Consider the following 17,669-nt stretch of genomic DNA (forward strand, 5'->3'; position numbering starts at 1 on the left):
CGCTGGTAGTATGACCAGAATAAGGTAAAATATGTATATCTACATACCGGACTTTTTTCTACACTCAATAGGATAACAACTTGTACTCAAAAACTCAACCGTATTCACCTGCACAATAGTCCATGTAAACGCTTTTTTCCATATTTTTTATAAAAAATTCATTTTTATGCCTCTACAGCGAGCTCATTTCTCACAGCTTGACGAATTTCATCAATATCAAATGGTTTAGCAAAATGCATTAAAGCTCCTAAATCTTTTGCTTCTTGGATCATATCAAGCTCTCCATAAGCAGTCATTAAAATTACTTTAATACTCTCATCAATTTCTTTTACATGCTTTAAAATCTCTATACCATCCATGCCTGGAATTTTCATATCTAACACTACTAAATCTGGATTATCTTTTTTCACGATATCTAAAGCTTGAAATCCATTCGCTGCTTGGAATGTCTGATAACCTTCTTTTTGGAACACTTCATGTAATAACACACGAATCCCATATTGATCATCAACGATTAAAATTTTACCTTCCATAATTCCCAACCTTTCTGTGTAAGTACAAGATTTAAAGCTTCTTATATCTTAACGATTTAATTTCGCTATTCTTTGGCAAATTCCTTCCTATTCTTTCTTATTTTACCGTTTCCTATTTTGTTATGCTACCCTACGATTTCACCTTTCTAAAAAAATAAATTATAATGAAAGCCGGCAAACACGTACGAAGGGAGTAACATTATGTTAAAAATTTTTTCAACTCAATTAAGTGGTTATTTCTCCAGAGTTTCTCAAAAAGAAGAAATGAATATAGAAGATAGCGCTCGTTTACTTGCTCAAGCATTAGTTGGCGATGGTTTCATTTATTTACATGGTACAAATGAAATGGAGGGCGTTGTTGCCGAGGCACTATTCGGTGCTGAACCAATGAAGCAAGCAAAACGCTTATTTGAAAATGGTAAAGAAGCAGAAGTAACCTCTGCGGATCGTGTACTTCTTATTAGCCGTTTTTCAACAGATGAAGCGGTTGTAGAAATTGCAAAAAAACTACAAGAAGAGGGACACTCTATTGTCGGCATTTCTGCTCTTCAAGAAGGTACGGAATCACTCGAACGATATACAGACGTACATATTGATACAAAACTGTTACAAGGTCTTATTCCAGACGATGAAGGTAATCGCTACGGATTCCCAAGTTTAATAGTAGCCTTATTTGCTTATCACGGGATCAAATTCACAATCGATGAAATGTTAAATGAATATTAAAAAAAGCGCCTTATTTCAGGCGCTTTTTTTATTACTTGCTCTCTTTATTCGTAATAGAAGCTCTTACGAAGTCATGGAACAATGGTTGTGGACGGTTTGGACGAGAAACAAGTTCTGGGTGGAACTGTGCTGCCACGAACCAAGGATGATCTTTTAATTCAATGATTTCAACTAGACGACCGTCTGGGCTTGTACCAGAGAATACAAATCCTTCTTTTTCCATATCCGGACGGAACTGGTTGTTGAACTCATAACGATGACGATGACGTTCATATACAACCGGCTCATTATAAGCATTGTAAGCATTTGTTTCTTCAGCAAGCTTACATGGGTATAGACCAAGACGAAGTGTACCACCTAGGTCCTCTACATCTTTTTGTTCTGGTAATAAGTCGATGATTGCATATGGTGTGTCAGGGTTGATTTCAGAAGAGTTAGCACCTTCTAAACCTAATACATTACGTGCAAATTCGATTGATGCAAGTTGCATACCTAAGCAAATTCCTAAGAATGGAACTTTGTTTTCACGAGCATATTGAATCGCAACGATTTTACCTTCTACACCACGATCACCGAAGCCACCTGGTACAAGGATACCATCTGTATCGCCAACTAATTCTTTTACGTTTTCTGCTGTTACGTGCTCAGCATTTACCCATTTTACTTCTACATCTGTGTCGAATGAGTAACCAGCATGACGAAGTGCTTCTACAACAGAAATATAAGCATCTTGAAGTTCTACATATTTACCAACAAGAGCGATTTTTGTTTTCTTAGAAAGATTACGCACTTTGTTAACTAGAGCAGTCCACTCTGTCATATCTGCAGCTGGATTGTCTAATTTTAAGTGGTCACAAACGATTTGGTCCATGTTTTGTTCTTGAAGAGATAATGGGACCGCATATAAAGTATCTGCATCGCGAGCTTCGATAACCGCTTTTGTATCGATGTCACAGAATAATGCAAGCTTGTCTTTCATATCTTGAGAAACAGGCATTTCTGTACGAACAACGATAATGTTTGGTTGAATACCTAAGCTACGAAGTTCTTTAACACTATGTTGTGTTGGTTTTGTCTTCATTTCACCCGCTGCTTTTAAGTACGGGATTAACGTACAGTGAATGTACATTACATTGTCACGACCGATGTCGCTCTTAATTTGACGGATTGCTTCTAAGAATGGTAGAGACTCGATGTCACCAACAGTTCCACCGATTTCTGTAATAACAACATCCGCATTTGTTTCACGACCAGAACGATATACGCGTTCTTTAATTTCGTTAGTAATGTGAGGAATAACTTGAACGGTTCCTCCTAAATATTCACCGCGACGCTCTTTTTGAAGAACTGAAGAGTAAATTTTACCTGTTGTTACGTTGCTGTATTTGTTTAAGTTAATGTCGATGAAACGCTCATAGTGACCAAGGTCTAAGTCAGTTTCTGCGCCATCATCTGTTACGAATACCTCACCGTGTTGATATGGGCTCATAGTCCCTGGGTCTACGTTAATGTATGGATCAAACTTTTGAATCGTTACGTTTAAACCACGATTTTTTAAAAGTCTTCCAAGAGATGCTGCTGTAATACCTTTTCCTAAAGACGATACTACACCGCCTGTTACAAAAATATACTTAGTCATGAAAAAGCTCCCTTCTATTTTGCTGTTATATAATCACCGTTGCAAAGCGCAACGTATGTAGATAACACTGTATCCATCTTATTGTTAGACTCTTTTTATTTTCTAAACAAAAAACAAAAAAGAAAATTGCTCCCCTCATCACAAAAAGTAATAAGTAGGGAGCAATTTTCTTTTATATTTACACTTTAAAAGTATTATCGTCCTTTTTTAAAGAGCCCAAAAATGATTCTACATGGACGATAATGAAAAGTCAAGAACTACAGTTCTTCCTCTTCTTCTTCTTCAGTTTCGTCATACTCAAGTTCTTCTTCAGCGAAGTCGTCGTCATCTTCGTCTAAATCATCAAGATCGTCGTCATCTCCGTCTTCTTCTTCAAGAACCTTGTCCAAATCTTCTACATCATCATCTTCGTCTTCACTTACGTCTGCATCGTCGAAGTCATCTTCATCTTCTTCAATGTAGTCGTCAAAACCGTCTTCTTCAACTTTACGTTTCTTCTTCGGTTTTGGTTGAGGCAAGATTTCTTCATCAATTTGCTCGTATGGGTACCAGCTGCGTAGCCCCCAACGATTTTCTCCTAAATTAATGAAACGTCCATCAATGTTTAAGTCTGTATAAAATTGTGCGATTTTCGCATTAACTTGCTCTTGAGATAGTCCCAGCACTTGAGCGATTTCTTGAACCAACTCGTTGAATGTCGTTGCTTGTTTTTTATCCCCTAAAACGCTATGTACAACTTCAATCATTGAACATTCTTTTAGCTCTTCTGGTGAATATTGCTTAAAATCCACTTATGCGGCACTTCCTTTCATCAAATATAACCTTATATATAACGGCCTGCTTAAAAAAATCCATACTATTCATTATAAACAAAAGTCGCACAAATATGCTACAAAAAAAAACGGGAAACTTTTATAGGGTAGTAAAATTATAATTTGTCTGTTCCTTATTTCGGAAGCATATGGGCCCCTTGCAATACATACCTAATTTGCATTTCTGTATATTCTTCGAGCGTATACAGTTTTTGCAGCGCCCAGCGTCTAAATCCCCACATCTGTCCTTGTATAAAAATATTATGGGCAAGAAGCTGTATTTCTTTTTTATTTAATGTAAATGTTCCATTTTCCGTACACTGTTCTAAAATATTCTCGAACATTCCTACCATTTGAAACTCCTTTTCTAATACATACGGAAGTGATTCTTTCGGTAAAAAGCGTACCTCTTGATACATTATCAATACTTCTTCCTGTAATTCATCCATCACTTTAAAATAATTCGTTATTGCTATCTTTAAACTTTCTACACTCCCTTTTTCTGTACAAACTACTTCCTCTAATCTTTCTTTTACATGTTCATAAATACTATCACAAACTAAATACAAAACATCATCTTTTGTACGAATGTACTCATAAAGTGTCCCTATACTAAATCCAGCCGCTTTTGCAATTTCTCTCGTTGTTGTACGCGGAAATCCTTTTTGTTTAAACAGTTGCACCGCACCTTTAATCATTTGCTCACGTCTTAACGCAACTAATTTTTCATCTTTCACCGATGCATGTACATTATGTTTAACCATTCCCTTCACCTCTCTCTATTATTTTTTGGAAGGAAAAAGCGTAGGAAAATACCTACGCTTTCGTTCCTACTTCGTTAACATACGAGAAATTACAAGCCTCTGAATCTCTTGTGTTCCTTCATATATTTGTGTAATTTTTGCATCTCGCATATAACGCTCTACTGGATAATCTTTCGTATAACCGTAACCACCAAATACTTGCACCGCTTCAGTCGTCACCCTCATCGCTGTATCTCCTGCAAATACTTTTGACATCGCTGACTCTTTTCCATACGGAAGCCCTTCTGATTCAAGCCAAGCCGCTTGATATGTTAATAGGCGTGCCGCTTCTACATCTGTTGCCATATCCGCAAGTTTAAAGCCAATCCCTTGCTGCGCCGCAATTGGTTTTCCAAATTGATGGCGCTCCCTTGCATATTCTACAGAAGCATCTAAAGCCCCTTGTGCAATACCAACAGCTTGCGCCGCAATACCGTTACGACCTCCATCTAATGTTTGCATCGCAACTTTAAACCCTTGCCCCTCTTCTCCAAGTAGATTCTCTACAGGAATACGGCAATCTTCAAACATAATTTCAGTCGTTGGTGAAGAGCGAATCCCTAGCTTACTCTCCTTCTTCCCAACTGAAAATCCCGGTGTATCACTTTCTACAATAAATGCACTCGTACCGCGCTGCTTTGATTCAGGATCAGTTAGCGCAAAAACAACGTAAATATCAGCAATACCACCATTTGTAATGAAAATTTTTGATCCATTTAAAATATAATGGTCTCCATCTCTCTTTGCGATTGTCTTCATTCCACCAGCATCCGATCCAGATCCTGGCTCCGTTAAGCCGTATGCACCAATTTTCTTTCCTTCAGCCATCGGTCGTAAAAACTTTTGCTTTTGCTCTTCCGTCCCAAATTTAAAAATTGGCCATCCTGCAAGTGAAGTATGCGCGGACAGTGTTACGCCTGTTGAAGCACAAACGCGGGATAATTCTTCAATAGCGATTACGTACGCTAAGTAATCGCTTCCAATTCCACCGTACTCTTCAGGCCACGGAATACCGGTTAAACCAAGCTCTGCCATTTGATCAAATAATTCTCGATCAAATCGCTCTTCCTCATCACGCTCAGCTGCTGTTGGTGCCACTTCATTTTTAGCAAAATCTCGAACCATTTTTCTTATCATTTCATGTTCTTCTGATAGTTTAAAATGCATCTCCGTCTCCCCCTCGCCCTTTTATAAAGCACGGCTAATAACAAGTTTCTGTATTTCACTTGTTCCTTCATATATTTGCGTGATTTTCGCATCACGGAAAAATCGTTCTACTGGATAGTCTTTCGTATAACCGTAACCACCAAACACTTGCACCGCCTCAATCGCGACTTCAACCGCTGTCTTAGAAGCAAATAATTTCGCAATAGATGCTTCTTTACCGCATGGTAAGCCCTGTGCCCTAAGAGATGCCGCTCTATATACGAGTAACCTTGCTGCTTCGACACTTGTTGCCATATCTGCAAGCTTGAAGCCAATCCCTTGCTGCGCCGCAATTGGCTTCCCGAATTGCTCTCTTTCTTTTGCATAATCAATTGCACAGCCAAGCGCCGCTTCAGCAATTCCTAACGCCTGCGCACCGATTCCAATTCGCCCAACATCTAAATTCGCCATTGCCACCTTAAATCCTTGTCCTTCTTCCCCAAGTAAATTCTCAGCTGGCACTTTCATATCTTCAAAAGTAAGTTGTACTGTACGAGAACCGAGAAGTCCCATCTTATGTTCATCTTTTCCAATGATTAAACCAGGTGTATCTTTCTCTACTATAAATGCAGAAATACCACTTTTTCCTGCCTCTGGATTTGTAGAAGCGAATACAATGTATGTACTTGCTTCACCACCATTTGTAATAAACACTTTCGATCCATTAATAATATAATGATCACCTTTTTTCACAGCTCTTGATTTCAAACTCCCTGCATCTGATCCTGCATTTGGCTCTGTTAAAGCAAATGCACCTAAATATTCCCCAGTTGCAAGTTTAGAAACATATTTTTTCTTCTGTTCTTCTGTTCCGAAATATAAAATCGGATTCATTCCAACTGACGTATGTACAGCTAAAATTACACCAACTGTTGCACTTACCTTTGAGATTTCCTCAATTGCTAGAATGTAAGATATAAAGTCCATTTCTGCCCCACCGTATTTTGCAGGCGCTGGAATACCCATTAATCCAAGCTCACCCATCTTTTGCAAAATCTCTTTCGGGAACACCCCTTGTTCCATACTAGGAACAAAGGGAGCTATTTCCTTCTGTGCAAAATCCCGAACCATTTTCCTCATCATTTGCTGCTCTTCATTAAAACGAAAGTTCATATATTCCGCCTCCATTTGCTATATATCCTTTAAATAATTTGGTAAGACCACTATGTTGTAACAAAGGGGGCATTTATTCGTAAACGTAGAATCCACGACCTGTTTTACGCCCTAACCATCCTGCATTCACATACTTACGTAATAACGGACATGGGCGATATTTACTATCTCCTAATCCTTCATGCAACACTTCCATAATGTATAAACACGTATCTAAACCGATAAAATCGGCGAGTGTCAAAGGCCCCATCGGATGGTTCATACCAAGCTTCATGACTTCATCAATTGCTTCTTTCGTCGCTACACCTTCATATAACGTATAAATTGCTTCGTTAATCATCGGTAGCAAAATACGATTTGATACAAAACCTGGGAAATCATTCACTTCAACTGGTACTTTCCCAATTTTTTTCGTAATATCTTCAATTGCTTCATATACCGCATCATCGGTAGCCAAACCACGAATAATCTCAACAAGCTTCATAACTGGAACTGGATTCATAAAGTGCATACCGATTACTTTTTCCGGACGCTTCGTTACCGCTGCAATTTCTGTAATTGGCAGAGATGACGTATTCGTTGCTAAAATTGCGTGTTCTGGAGCAATTTCATCTAGATTCGCAAAGATTTTCTTTTTAATATCCATTTTCTCAACAGCGGCTTCAATAATAAGATCCGCTTCTTTCACACAATCTAAATCAAGCGTTACTGTAAGACGATTTAATGTGGCTTCCTTCTCTTCTTCCTTCATACGTCCTTTTTCTACTTGCCGTGCTAAGTTTTTCGTAATGATAGCCAATCCTCTATCTAATTGCTCTTGCTTTAAATCTTGTACCTTCACGTCATATCCTGCCATTGCACATACTTGTGCAATTCCTGATCCCATTTGCCCTGCACCAATTACAACAATGTTTTGTACACCCATTTTTTCTTCCCCCTTAATTGTTAATAAATTTTATACCCTCGAACTTTAATTAGTGAACTTCAATCATCACTGCGTCCCCTTGACCGCCACCGCTACAAATCGAAGCAATTCCAATTCCGCCGCCGCGCTGCTTAAGTGCATGGATTAGTGTAACGATAATGCGCGCTCCGCTTGCTCCAATTGGATGTCCCATCGCTACCGCGCCGCCATTTACATTCAATTTTTCCGGATCAATTCCTGCGATTTCTGTACTTGCAATTGCTACCGCTGCAAAGGCTTCATTAATCTCGAATAAATCAATGTCTTCAATTGTCTTTCCTGTTTTTTCAAGCAATGCGTTAATTGCATAACCTGGAGTTCTTGGGAAATCTTTAGATTCCACTGCAATTGCTGTATGCGCCAAAATTGTCGCTAATGGCTTTCTTCCTTCTTGCTTCGCTCTGTCTTCGCTCATTAATACAAGTGCGGCACCACCATCGTTTAGTCCCGGCGCATTACCAGCTGTCACCGTCGCTGTCTTATCAAATACAGGTTTTAACTTTGCTAACTTTTCAATCGTTGTATCTTCACGTGGCGCCTCATCCTTTGCAACGACAATAGGATCGCCTTTTCTTTGCGGAATCGTTACTGGCACGATTTCCTCTTCAAAACGCCCTTCTTTATGCGCTGAAACCGCACGCTGATGGCTACGATATGCCCATTCATCTTGCGCTTCACGAGAAATTCCATCTTCCTTTGCAACTTCTCCGCCATAAACGCCCATGTGTGTACCTGAAAATGCGCATGTTAAACCGTCAGCAACGTTTAAATCAATAACTTCGTTGTTGCCCATTCTGTATCCCCATCTTGCTCCACGTAAAATGTAAGGACTGTTACTCATCGACTCCATACCGCCAGCTACAATCAGTGATTGATCGCCAGTACGAATAATCTGATCCGCTAACGTAACCGCACGAAGCCCTGATGCACAAACTTTATTCACTGTTTCCGTCTGCACTTCCCAAGGGATTCCAGCAGCCCTCGCAGCTTGGCGCGATGGAATTTGTCCCTGCCCACCTTGAATAACCGTTCCAAATATAACTTCTTCAACATCACTAGCCGCAACATTTGCTCTTTCAAGTGCTGCTTTAATTGCAATTCCTCCAAGTTCCGTCGCTTTTACATCCTTTAAAGATCCTCCAAATTTTCCAACTGGTGTTCTTGCGGCACTTAAAATAACTGTTTTACTCATGTTTCTTTCCCCCATTTCATTTTTTAACACTGAGCGCTCGCTCGGTATCCCTACGTTGAGAAGAGGTGCAATCATTGCACCTCTTTCTAAAGTTGTATACATTCTTACAAACTACATTGCTTCTTTTTTCTGCCCGATAACAGATCGTTCTAAAATCTCTGTCACATCAAGAGTTTGAACTTTCTCTTCTACCTCTTTCGCTTTCGTTCCATCACTGATCATCGTTAAGCAATATGGACAACCTGTACCGATAATGGATGGCTGTACAGCTAATGCTTGTTCTGTACGAGCAACGTTAATACGAGAACCTGTTGTTTCTTCCATCCACATTAAGCCACCACCTGCGCCACAGCACATTCCAGTTTCACGGTTACGTGCCATTTCTACAAGATTCACTCCAGGAATCGCTTTCAAAATGTCACGTGGCGCTTCGTACACTTCGTTGTATCTTCCTAAATAACAGGAATCATGGTACGTAACTGTTTCTTCAATAGCGTGAACAGGCTTTAAGCGCCCTTCTTTCACCCACTGAGCTAACAATTCTGTATGATGATAGACTTCTGCTTGCAAGCCAAAGTCCGGATACTCATTTTTAAATGTGTTATAAGCATGAGGATCAATCGTAACGATTTTCTTCACTCCTGCCTTTTCAAATTCTTCGATATTCTTTGTCGCCATCTCTTGGAATACAAATTCATTTCCGAGGCGGCGTGGTGTATCTCCAGAATTCTTTTCTTTATTACCGAGAATTGCGAATGAAATACCTGCTTCGTTCATTAACTTCGCAAACGATATCGCAATCTTCTGACTACGATTGTCGTATGATCCCATTGAACCAACCCAGAATAAATACTCGAATTCCTCCCCAGCTTTTGATTTTTCTTTTACAGTTGGAACTGTTACTTCGTCATCACCTTGGCGCCATGTTTCACGCTCTTTACGGTTCAGACCCCACGGATTCCCTTGACGCTCGATATTTGTCATCGCGCGTTGTGCTTCCGCGTCCATTTTTCCTTCTGTTAAAACGAGATATCGACGTAAATCAATAATTTTGTCAACATGCTCATTCATAACTGGGCATTGATCTTCACAGTTACGACACGTTGTACATGCCCAAATCTCTTCTTCTGTAATAACATCTCCGATTAAACTCGGATCGTAAGCGAGCGTTGTAGACGCTGATTCTTGTTGTCCTTTTCCAGCTGCCATCATCGCTAACTGATTTCCTTGTGTATTATTGAAGGCTACTACTGGAACCCACGGTGCTTTTGATGTTACCGCAGCTCCTTTATCAGTTAAATGATCGCGAAGTTTTAAAATTAAGTCCATCGGCGATAACATTTTTCCTGTTCCTGTTGCCGGACACATATTTGTACAACGGCCACACTCTACACAAGCGTATAAGTCAATAAGTTGATTTTGTCTAAAGTCTTCAATTTTACCAACACCAAATGTTTCTTGCGTTTCATCTTCAAAATCAATCTTTTCAAGCTTCCCTGGGTTTGAAAGACGACCGAAGAATACATTAGCTGGTCCTGCAATTAAATGCGCATGTTTTGATTGTGGAACATACACTAAAAACGTTAACAAAATTAGTAAATGCACCCACCAAGAAAAATAGAACACTGAAATGGCTACGGTTTCATTTATCCCGCTAAAAACGTAAGCGATTGCAGAAGCAATTGGTTCACTCCATGAAAGCTCCTCGCCATGCCATATAAGTCCCATACCGTTACCAAGTAGCACAGAAATCATTAAGCCACCGATAAAGATAAGAACAAGACCTGATTTGAAGTTACGTTTTAAACGAACAAGCTTTTCTACATAACGTCTATGAAAAGCCCAAAATACTGCAATTAAAATAACAAGTGTGACAATTTCCTGGAAGAATGTAAATGCAGGGTATAGTGGTCCAAGTGGAAGATGTGATCCTGGTGCGAGTCCTTTCCAAACGAAGTCAATTGCTCCAAATTGGACAAGAATAAATCCGTAAAAGAACATAACGTGAATGATGCCGCTTTTCTTATCTTTCAGCAGCTTTTTTTGACCGAAAACATTGACCTTAAGGAGATCCCAACGCTCTTTAAAACGACGGTCAAATTCAATTTTTTTTCCTAATTGTATGTAGGCCATTCTCGTCCGTATAAGATATACAAACAAATATCCTGCATAAGCAATAACAGCAATGGCAGCCAGCCAATTAATGATCAGTAAGCTATTCATTTTTATGCTACCCCTCTCTTTGTAAGCCCTCTTTCTTTTTTGAATCTTCAAAAATATATAATTTTCTGAATTATATCCCCTATCCCCATTATATAATGAGTGAGCATTCAGTCAACAGTTTTTTGTTATAGAACAACACATTTTTTCATAAAGCTGTTTATTTCGGTGAAACTATAAAGTGAACCTTTAATCAGTACAAGATCTATCCTCTAAAGAAATTTATAATAACAGCCGTGCTACCCGTATCATTTGTAACACACTGAAGGTGAAAAGAATGCGAAGGAGGGAATTCACTAATGCTCTACTTATCTCTTTTGTTAATATCCGTTGCTCTTTGGATTACAATTGACCTTTCATACGGGAGACTTCTTCATTTAAAACGAGTAAGCTCTCGCACTTTCCCTTTACGTCAAAGTGATTTTCACCTTTATACATACGGGAAAGATTTGTATGACGCTTTATTTACTGATATAAAACAAGCACAGCATCACATTCATATTTTATTCTTCATTGTAAAAAACGATAAAATCAGTCGTGAATTTTTAAAATTGCTGATTGATAAGGCTCAGGAAGGAATTGAAGTACGACTTTTACTTGATCGATTTGGCAGCCATTCTTTATCAAACGAAGCTATTCGCTCCCTGCAAAAACATGGTGTATCTTTTTCATTTTGTCATAAGGTAAAATTTCCTCTGCCTTTCTTTTCTGCCAATCAACGAAATCATAGGAAAATTACAGTGATTGATGGGAAAACCGGCTATATCGGGGGATTTAATATCGGTGAAGAGTATCTAGGGCATAATGAATATTTAGGATTATGGCGAGACTACCATTTACGTCTTACAGGAGAAGGGGTTCAAGATTTACAAAAGCAATTTTTGCATGACTGGTTTGATGATACGAAACAAAATTTATTAGATGCTTCTCTTTATTTTCCAAAACAAAACCCAGGTACCATCCTGCATCAATTTATTCCGACTGATGGGGCTTATTTACAGCATACTTTTTTACATTTAATTAACGCGGCAAAAAAAGAAATCTGTATCGGTACACCATATTTCATTCCTGGAAAAAAAATTATGAATGCCTTATTAAAAGCAAAAGAAAGAGGGGTTCAAATCACAATTCTTGTTCCAGAAAAAGCTGATCACCCTCTTGTTCGAGAAGCCAAATTTCCGTACTGCCGAAAATTAATACAGGCTGGTTGCAATATTTATGCATTTCAACAAGGTTTTTTTCACGCCAAAATTATTATAGTAGACGATGATATTTGCGATATCGGAACAGCAAACTTTGATATGAGAAGTTTATATATTAACCATGAAATAAACTGCCTGTTATATAATAAACATTTCATTCAAACAGTAAAAAAGAAATTCCATGAAGATCTAGAGAATGCATCTGTACTTTCCTATAGCGATGTAAACCCGCCTTCTCTTATCGATAGAGGAAAGGAATGGATTGGAACAATGTTTGCTTTCTTTTTATAGGAAAGACAATGAATAAAAGAGGTGTATCTCATATGCTTATACGGTTTGGATATGTCTCACATGCAATGGCACTCTGGGACTGTTCTCCTGCCAAAACAATGACGTTTACAAGCTTTAAGAAACTCAGCAAGCAAGAGCGAGAAGACAAACTGTACCATGTTATAAGGCAAAATTTAGAGCACACAATACGTATCCTTCATTACAATATAGCGCATGAAATCCCACTATATCGCCTATCGTCTTCCATCGTCCCACTTGCAACACATCCCGAAGTCGAGTTTGACTATATTGGGGTGTTCACACCACTTTGGCGTAAAATAGGGGCTTTAATTAAAGAACACAATTTACGAATAAGTTTTCATCCAAATCAATTTACGCTATTTACAAGCGACAAGCCACATATTACTACTAACGCTATTACGGATATGACTTATCATTATAAAATATTGGATGCTATAGGCATTGCAGATTCTTCTTACATTAATATTCATGTAGGTGGAGCCTATGGAAATAAAGAAAAGGCAATTGAGCGCTTCCATGAAAACATAAAAAAACTTCCTACACATATAAAAAAACAAATGACTCTTGAAAATGATGACAAAACCTATACAACCGCTGAAACTTTATCAATTTGCCAAAAAGAAAATATTCCATTTGTATTTGATTATCATCATCATATGGCCAATCTTTGCAAGGAACCACTAGAAGAGTTGCTTCCTGCAATTTTTGAAACTTGGTCACATACAAATATCTCTCCTAAAGTTCACATTTCCTCCCCGAGATCGGAAAAAGAATTTAGGGCTCATGCTGAATATATCGATTTAGAGTTTATTAAGCCTTTCTTACACATTGCAAAAAAACACAATCATAATTTCGATATTATGATTGAAAGTAAACAAAAAGACTTAGCATTATTCCAATTAATAGATGAACTTTCTGCTATAAGAGGAATTAAAAGAATAAGTGGTGCAATGTTACAGTGGTGAATTGTAACTTTGCACCATTTTTTCAAAAAAGTAATTTTTATAGTAAAAAACATCCTATTTTATATGCTATTATTTAAATTAGCATTCCCTCGAGATTCAACTTTATTGAAACGGAGTCATAATATGATTAATCAAAAAAAATATGTACAATTTGTCATAATATACATATCTATATTTGCTCTTTGGATACTCTTTATTCCAAATGAGTCGCATATAAAGGAAATTGGAATTCTTTTCTTATTCTGTTTCGCTGCACTTTTTTCTTGTCACTGTTTATATAAAGCTATTAAGAGAATGAAACGCAGTGATAAACTATTTTGGATTTTATTACTATGTACTTGCCTATGTGGATTAGTTATGGAGATAACCCTATTTCTTAGTTCACTTTCTATACATGATCAATCTATATTTTCATATAAAGCATTACCTTTTTTTATCATACAATATATTTTGCTCTTTGTTGGATTTGCTATAAAGTTTATAAAAAATTATTCTATTAAGGGGCTTTCTCAATTTTCATTCGATAGCATCTTTATTATTATTATGAACATTTATTTCACCTTAACTTTTATCTTAGACCTTTCAAGCTTCCGCATGTTAACAAAGGATACTTGGATTTTAATTGGGTATTTCATTGCACAATCATTAGTAATTTACGCCGTTATTAGCCTATATAGAAGAGAACAATATTCTTCTAGTAGAATTGCATTAATTATCGGTTTCACTATTATACTCGTATACGGTTATATTCATCTGTTTCAATTGAATTTTGGGATGAAAACTTCTGCTGAATTTAATTATTTAATACACACTGCTTCTATTTTATTAATTGGACTTTCTTCCATACTATATATTTTAGATAAACCAATGCAGCATGAAACGAAAACAAAATATTATCGATTCGATTATGTACGTTTTATACTACCTTATTTTAGTATAATTATTACTTTTTCTTTTATTATCATTCAACCTTGGGATGATAAATTCATGTTAATCGGTCTCGTATTATCACTTATTTTGTTATTCTTGCGGCAACTTTACATGTGGAAAGATAATCAAGCACTAATTCATACATATGAACAGTTGACTACACAACTAGAGGACGAAGTTGAAGAAGGTGCATTTGCATTATCAAAAAGTGAACAACGTTATAAATCTTTATTCGAGGACCATCCCGATGCCGTTTTCTCTTTAAATATGAATGGCATTTTTCAACAATCTAATAAGGCGTGCGAAAGCTTATTTACTGCCTATTATTGCGAAGTGGCAAGCTATTCTCTGGTACACTTCATTGATTCAAAAGACCACGAACTACTAAAGAAGGCTTTACAAATTACAAAGGAAGGTAGGCCACAAACGTTAGAAGTTCGTACAAAAGAACAAGAAGGCTATTATTATTATCTCCATATTACACTTATCCCTACTTTTATAAACAAAGAAGTGGTCGGAATGTTTGGGATAGCACGTGATATTACCACCTTATATGAAAAACAAAAACAAGTAGAACATTTAGCCTTTCACGATGCACTTACTGGATTACCAAATCGTCGAAAGTTCGAAAAAGATTTAAAAGCCATTTTAAATACAGCCCAAACTAACGCAAATGATGTCGCCGTCATATTCCTTGATTTAGATCGATTTAAAAAAATTAACGATAGACTTGGCCATGACGTTGGAGATTTATTATTAATTGAAGTAGCAAAAAGATTACGCGGTTGCTTGCGTTCAAAAGATATCGTCGCTCGCCAAGGTGGAGATGAGTTTACAATTCTATTACCAGAAATGTACTCAGAAAAAAGTGCAATTTTTATAGCTGAACAGATTTTAACTATTTTAAACAAACCATTCTTCATTCAAGGCGAAGAACTCTCTATTACACCAAGTATCGGAATTGCGATGTACCCTGATTATGGAACTGATGTAAATGAGTTAATGAAAAATGCTGATATGGCTATGTATCGTGCGAAAGCAAATGGAAAAAACAGATTTGTTTTCTTCTCAAAAGAAATGAGTATCGCTCAAAATGAAATTCAATTCTTAGAAGGTGAACTTTCAAAAGCATTACAACAAAATGAATTTTTCCTTGAATACCAGCCACAAGTAAGCACAAAAACAAAACAAATTATCGGTTTTGAAGCATTAATACGTTGGAAGCATCCAAAACTCGGTATCGTATCTCCTGCCCAATTTATCCCTCTAGCAGAGGAAACTGGTTTTATTATTGAACTTGGCAATTGGATTTTACGTACTGCTTGTTTAGAGGCAAAAAGATGGCATAATCAAGGTTTCTCTCACTTAAAAGTTGGTGTAAATCTATCTGTTGTTCAATTTAACCATGCAGATTTAATCCCAACTATTTCAAAGGTATTGGAAGAAACAGAACTGAAACCAGAAGCACTAGATATTGAAATTACGGAAAGCATCGCAATTAATCAAAATCAATCTGTAGTTGCAAAACTCGAACAACTTCAAAATCTCGGTATTCAAATTTCAATCGACGACTTTGGAACTGGTTATAGTTCTTTAGCTTATTTAACAAAATATCCAATCAACACATTAAAAATCGCTCGAGAGTTTATTTGTGGAATTACAACTAGCCCTTTAGAAGAAGCAATTGTCTCTTCCATTATTACACTATCAAAAGAACTAAATTTAAAAGTGATTGCAGAAGGTGTAGAAACGGAAGAAGAATGGGAATTTTTACATAAACAAAATTGTGATCACATTCAAGGATTCTTTATTAGCAAACCTGTCTCTAGTAAAGACGTTTGGATGTTACTCCATAAAAAAACAACCGTCTAAGTAAGACGGTTGTTTTTTAGAACTCAAAAGGTACTTCATTAGCTAATTGTACCTCTTGATTATTATGAGAAATTATTTGGTTTTTCTCTAATGCTGTATCTCCTAATGAAATACCCCATGCCATCGCTAACGTTAGTAAACTACCAATAAGTAGTTTTTTCATATTCCATCACCCGCATTTTTTTCTTTAAATATATCATGAAAAATTATCCAGACTTTATGCAATTATGCATATTTGTTCTTTATGTCTTTTTTATTTCTTCATTTTTTTTATAAGTGATTCTTTTAATTCATGGTTTCCTAATATATCAAAAAAGAAGCATGCTTTTTCGTAAGCATCTTCAATTTCTGCTCTATCACACCCAAGTTTTGCTAGGCATTCACCTTTTCGAAAGTATAACTGTCCAATCAATGTCATACTGTTAATTCGACACGATAGGTCAATGGCTTTATTTGCGTGACAAAGCGCTTCTTCGTATTGATTGTCTATGTATAATGCTTTTGCATGATTATGTCTCACCTTCACATCAAACTCTTTATTATCATGCAATGCCTCTAATTGTTTTAATATATTTTCAAACAAATCAATACCCTGCTTCAAATAGCCGTTTTCAGCATAAATGTTTGCAATTGCATTTTCAATATAAAGGTTCTGATATACATCTATTCCTACCAGTTGTTGATTGAGCAATTTCTTTAATTCTAAAATGCAATATTCGTAATCGATTTTTTTCAATACGTAAGCAGCTACATAATATTGCCATTGAAGAAATTGCTGAAGCTCGGGATGATATTCTTCCTTTTTCAATTCATTGCATACTCTATTATAAATTTCTTTATATTTTTTTTGCTTACAAAGTAGAATAATTTGATCTTTTAACTGCTTATTCCTCTCAATATCAGAATAAATGAGTACCTCATAAAAATGAATGATGGGAACTTGTAATTTTGCTGCAATACCTTGCAATATATCCATACTTGGGTATACCGCGCCCGATTCAATTCGACTTACTTCCGATTGATGACATATGTTCTCGGATAACTGTTTTTGTGTTAATCCTCTCATCACCCTAATTTTCTTAATTTCACTTCCTAATTTTTCTGCGTGCATACTTACTCACCATCCCATTATAACAATCTAGTTTTTTAAGTTGTCATACCACTACAATAATGTGAATTC

General features: G+C 36.9%; 15 protein-coding genes. 4 read left to right on the forward strand and 11 right to left on the reverse strand.

Annotated features, from left to right (window positions below; genetic code table 11):
* Positions 1-164: 164 nt before the first annotated feature.
* On the reverse strand, positions 165-533 hold the full coding sequence (gene spo0F / locus GD442_RS26050; protein ID WP_000398594.1) for a sporulation initiation phosphotransferase Spo0F: 369 nt from the start codon (positions 531-533) through the stop codon (positions 165-167).
* A 201-nt stretch (positions 534-734) separates the two neighbouring features.
* On the opposite strand from spo0F, the gene GD442_RS26055 reads away from it, so the two are divergent.
* Entirely contained in the window at positions 735-1,259 is a 525-nt protein-coding gene (locus GD442_RS26055) for a DUF2529 domain-containing protein (protein WP_000912403.1), read from the forward strand.
* A gap of 31 nt (positions 1,260-1,290) precedes the next feature.
* On the opposite strand, the gene pyrG is transcribed toward GD442_RS26055, so the two are convergent.
* The 8 genes from pyrG to GD442_RS26095 all read right to left on the reverse strand — a co-directional run bounded on the left by pyrG (position 1,291) and on the right by GD442_RS26095 (position 11,211).
* Positions 1,291-2,898 (reverse strand): CTP synthase, encoded by a 1,608-nt coding sequence (gene pyrG, locus GD442_RS26060; RefSeq protein ID WP_000170460.1) that lies wholly within the window; start codon positions 2,896-2,898, stop codon positions 1,291-1,293.
* Positions 2,899-3,155: 257 nt separating this feature from the next.
* A complete protein-coding gene (gene rpoE / locus GD442_RS26065) occupies positions 3,156-3,689 on the reverse strand; it encodes a DNA-directed RNA polymerase subunit delta (RefSeq protein ID WP_000346279.1) in 534 nt (177 codons plus the stop codon).
* 155 nt (positions 3,690-3,844) lie between these two features.
* Complete coding sequence (locus GD442_RS26070; RefSeq protein ID WP_000238605.1) at positions 3,845-4,474, reverse strand: TetR/AcrR family transcriptional regulator; 630 nt, start codon at positions 4,472-4,474, stop codon at positions 3,845-3,847.
* Positions 4,475-4,540: 66 nt separating this feature from the next.
* On the reverse strand, positions 4,541-5,680 hold the full coding sequence (gene acdA, locus GD442_RS26075) for an acyl-CoA dehydrogenase AcdA (RefSeq protein ID WP_000545544.1): 1,140 nt from the start codon (positions 5,678-5,680) through the stop codon (positions 4,541-4,543).
* A 21-nt stretch (positions 5,681-5,701) separates the two neighbouring features.
* Complete coding sequence (locus tag GD442_RS26080; protein WP_001011179.1) at positions 5,702-6,832, reverse strand: acyl-CoA dehydrogenase; 1,131 nt, start codon at positions 6,830-6,832, stop codon at positions 5,702-5,704.
* Positions 6,833-6,905: 73 nt separating this feature from the next.
* The gene (locus tag GD442_RS26085; protein WP_000538874.1) at positions 6,906-7,757 is read right to left on the reverse strand and encodes a 3-hydroxybutyryl-CoA dehydrogenase; all 852 of its coding nucleotides are present in this window, start codon (positions 7,755-7,757) and stop codon (positions 6,906-6,908) included.
* 49 nt (positions 7,758-7,806) lie between these two features.
* Entirely contained in the window at positions 7,807-9,090 is a 1,284-nt protein-coding gene (locus tag GD442_RS26090) for an acetyl-CoA C-acetyltransferase (RefSeq protein ID WP_002026635.1), read from the reverse strand.
* 9 nt (positions 9,091-9,099) lie between these two features.
* A complete protein-coding gene (locus GD442_RS26095) occupies positions 9,100-11,211 on the reverse strand; it encodes a (Fe-S)-binding protein (protein ID WP_001086776.1) in 2,112 nt (703 codons plus the stop codon).
* Positions 11,212-11,507: 296 nt separating this feature from the next.
* Here GD442_RS26095 and cls point away from each other — a divergent pair, with 296 nt between their 5' ends.
* The 3 genes from cls (at position 11,508) to GD442_RS26110 (ending at position 16,489) form a co-directional block, all read left to right on the forward strand.
* Positions 11,508-12,701 (forward strand): cardiolipin synthase, encoded by a 1,194-nt coding sequence (cls, locus tag GD442_RS26100; RefSeq protein WP_000966420.1) that lies wholly within the window; start codon positions 11,508-11,510, stop codon positions 12,699-12,701.
* Positions 12,702-12,733: 32 nt separating this feature from the next.
* Positions 12,734-13,687 (forward strand): UV DNA damage repair endonuclease UvsE, encoded by a 954-nt coding sequence (gene uvsE, locus GD442_RS26105; RefSeq protein ID WP_033666657.1) that lies wholly within the window; start codon positions 12,734-12,736, stop codon positions 13,685-13,687.
* A gap of 123 nt (positions 13,688-13,810) precedes the next feature.
* Complete coding sequence (locus GD442_RS26110; RefSeq protein ID WP_033666449.1) at positions 13,811-16,489, forward strand: DUF4084 domain-containing protein; 2,679 nt, start codon at positions 13,811-13,813, stop codon at positions 16,487-16,489.
* Between the two features lie 16 nt (positions 16,490-16,505).
* Here the strand turns inward: GD442_RS26110 and GD442_RS26115 are convergent, their stop codons facing one another.
* Together GD442_RS26115 and GD442_RS26120 are read right to left on the reverse strand one after the other, a co-directional pair.
* Entirely contained in the window at positions 16,506-16,652 is a 147-nt protein-coding gene (locus GD442_RS26115) for a quorum-sensing peptide PapR (RefSeq protein ID WP_000734727.1), read from the reverse strand.
* Between the two features lie 90 nt (positions 16,653-16,742).
* Entirely contained in the window at positions 16,743-17,600 is an 858-nt protein-coding gene (locus GD442_RS26120) for a helix-turn-helix domain-containing protein (protein WP_000542925.1), read from the reverse strand.
* Between the last annotated feature and the right edge of the window lie 69 nt (positions 17,601-17,669).

The sequence above is a fragment of the Bacillus sp. A260 genome (assembly GCF_009861435.1).
Taxonomy (GTDB): Bacteria; Bacillota; Bacilli; order Bacillales; family Bacillaceae_G; genus Bacillus_A; species Bacillus_A cereus.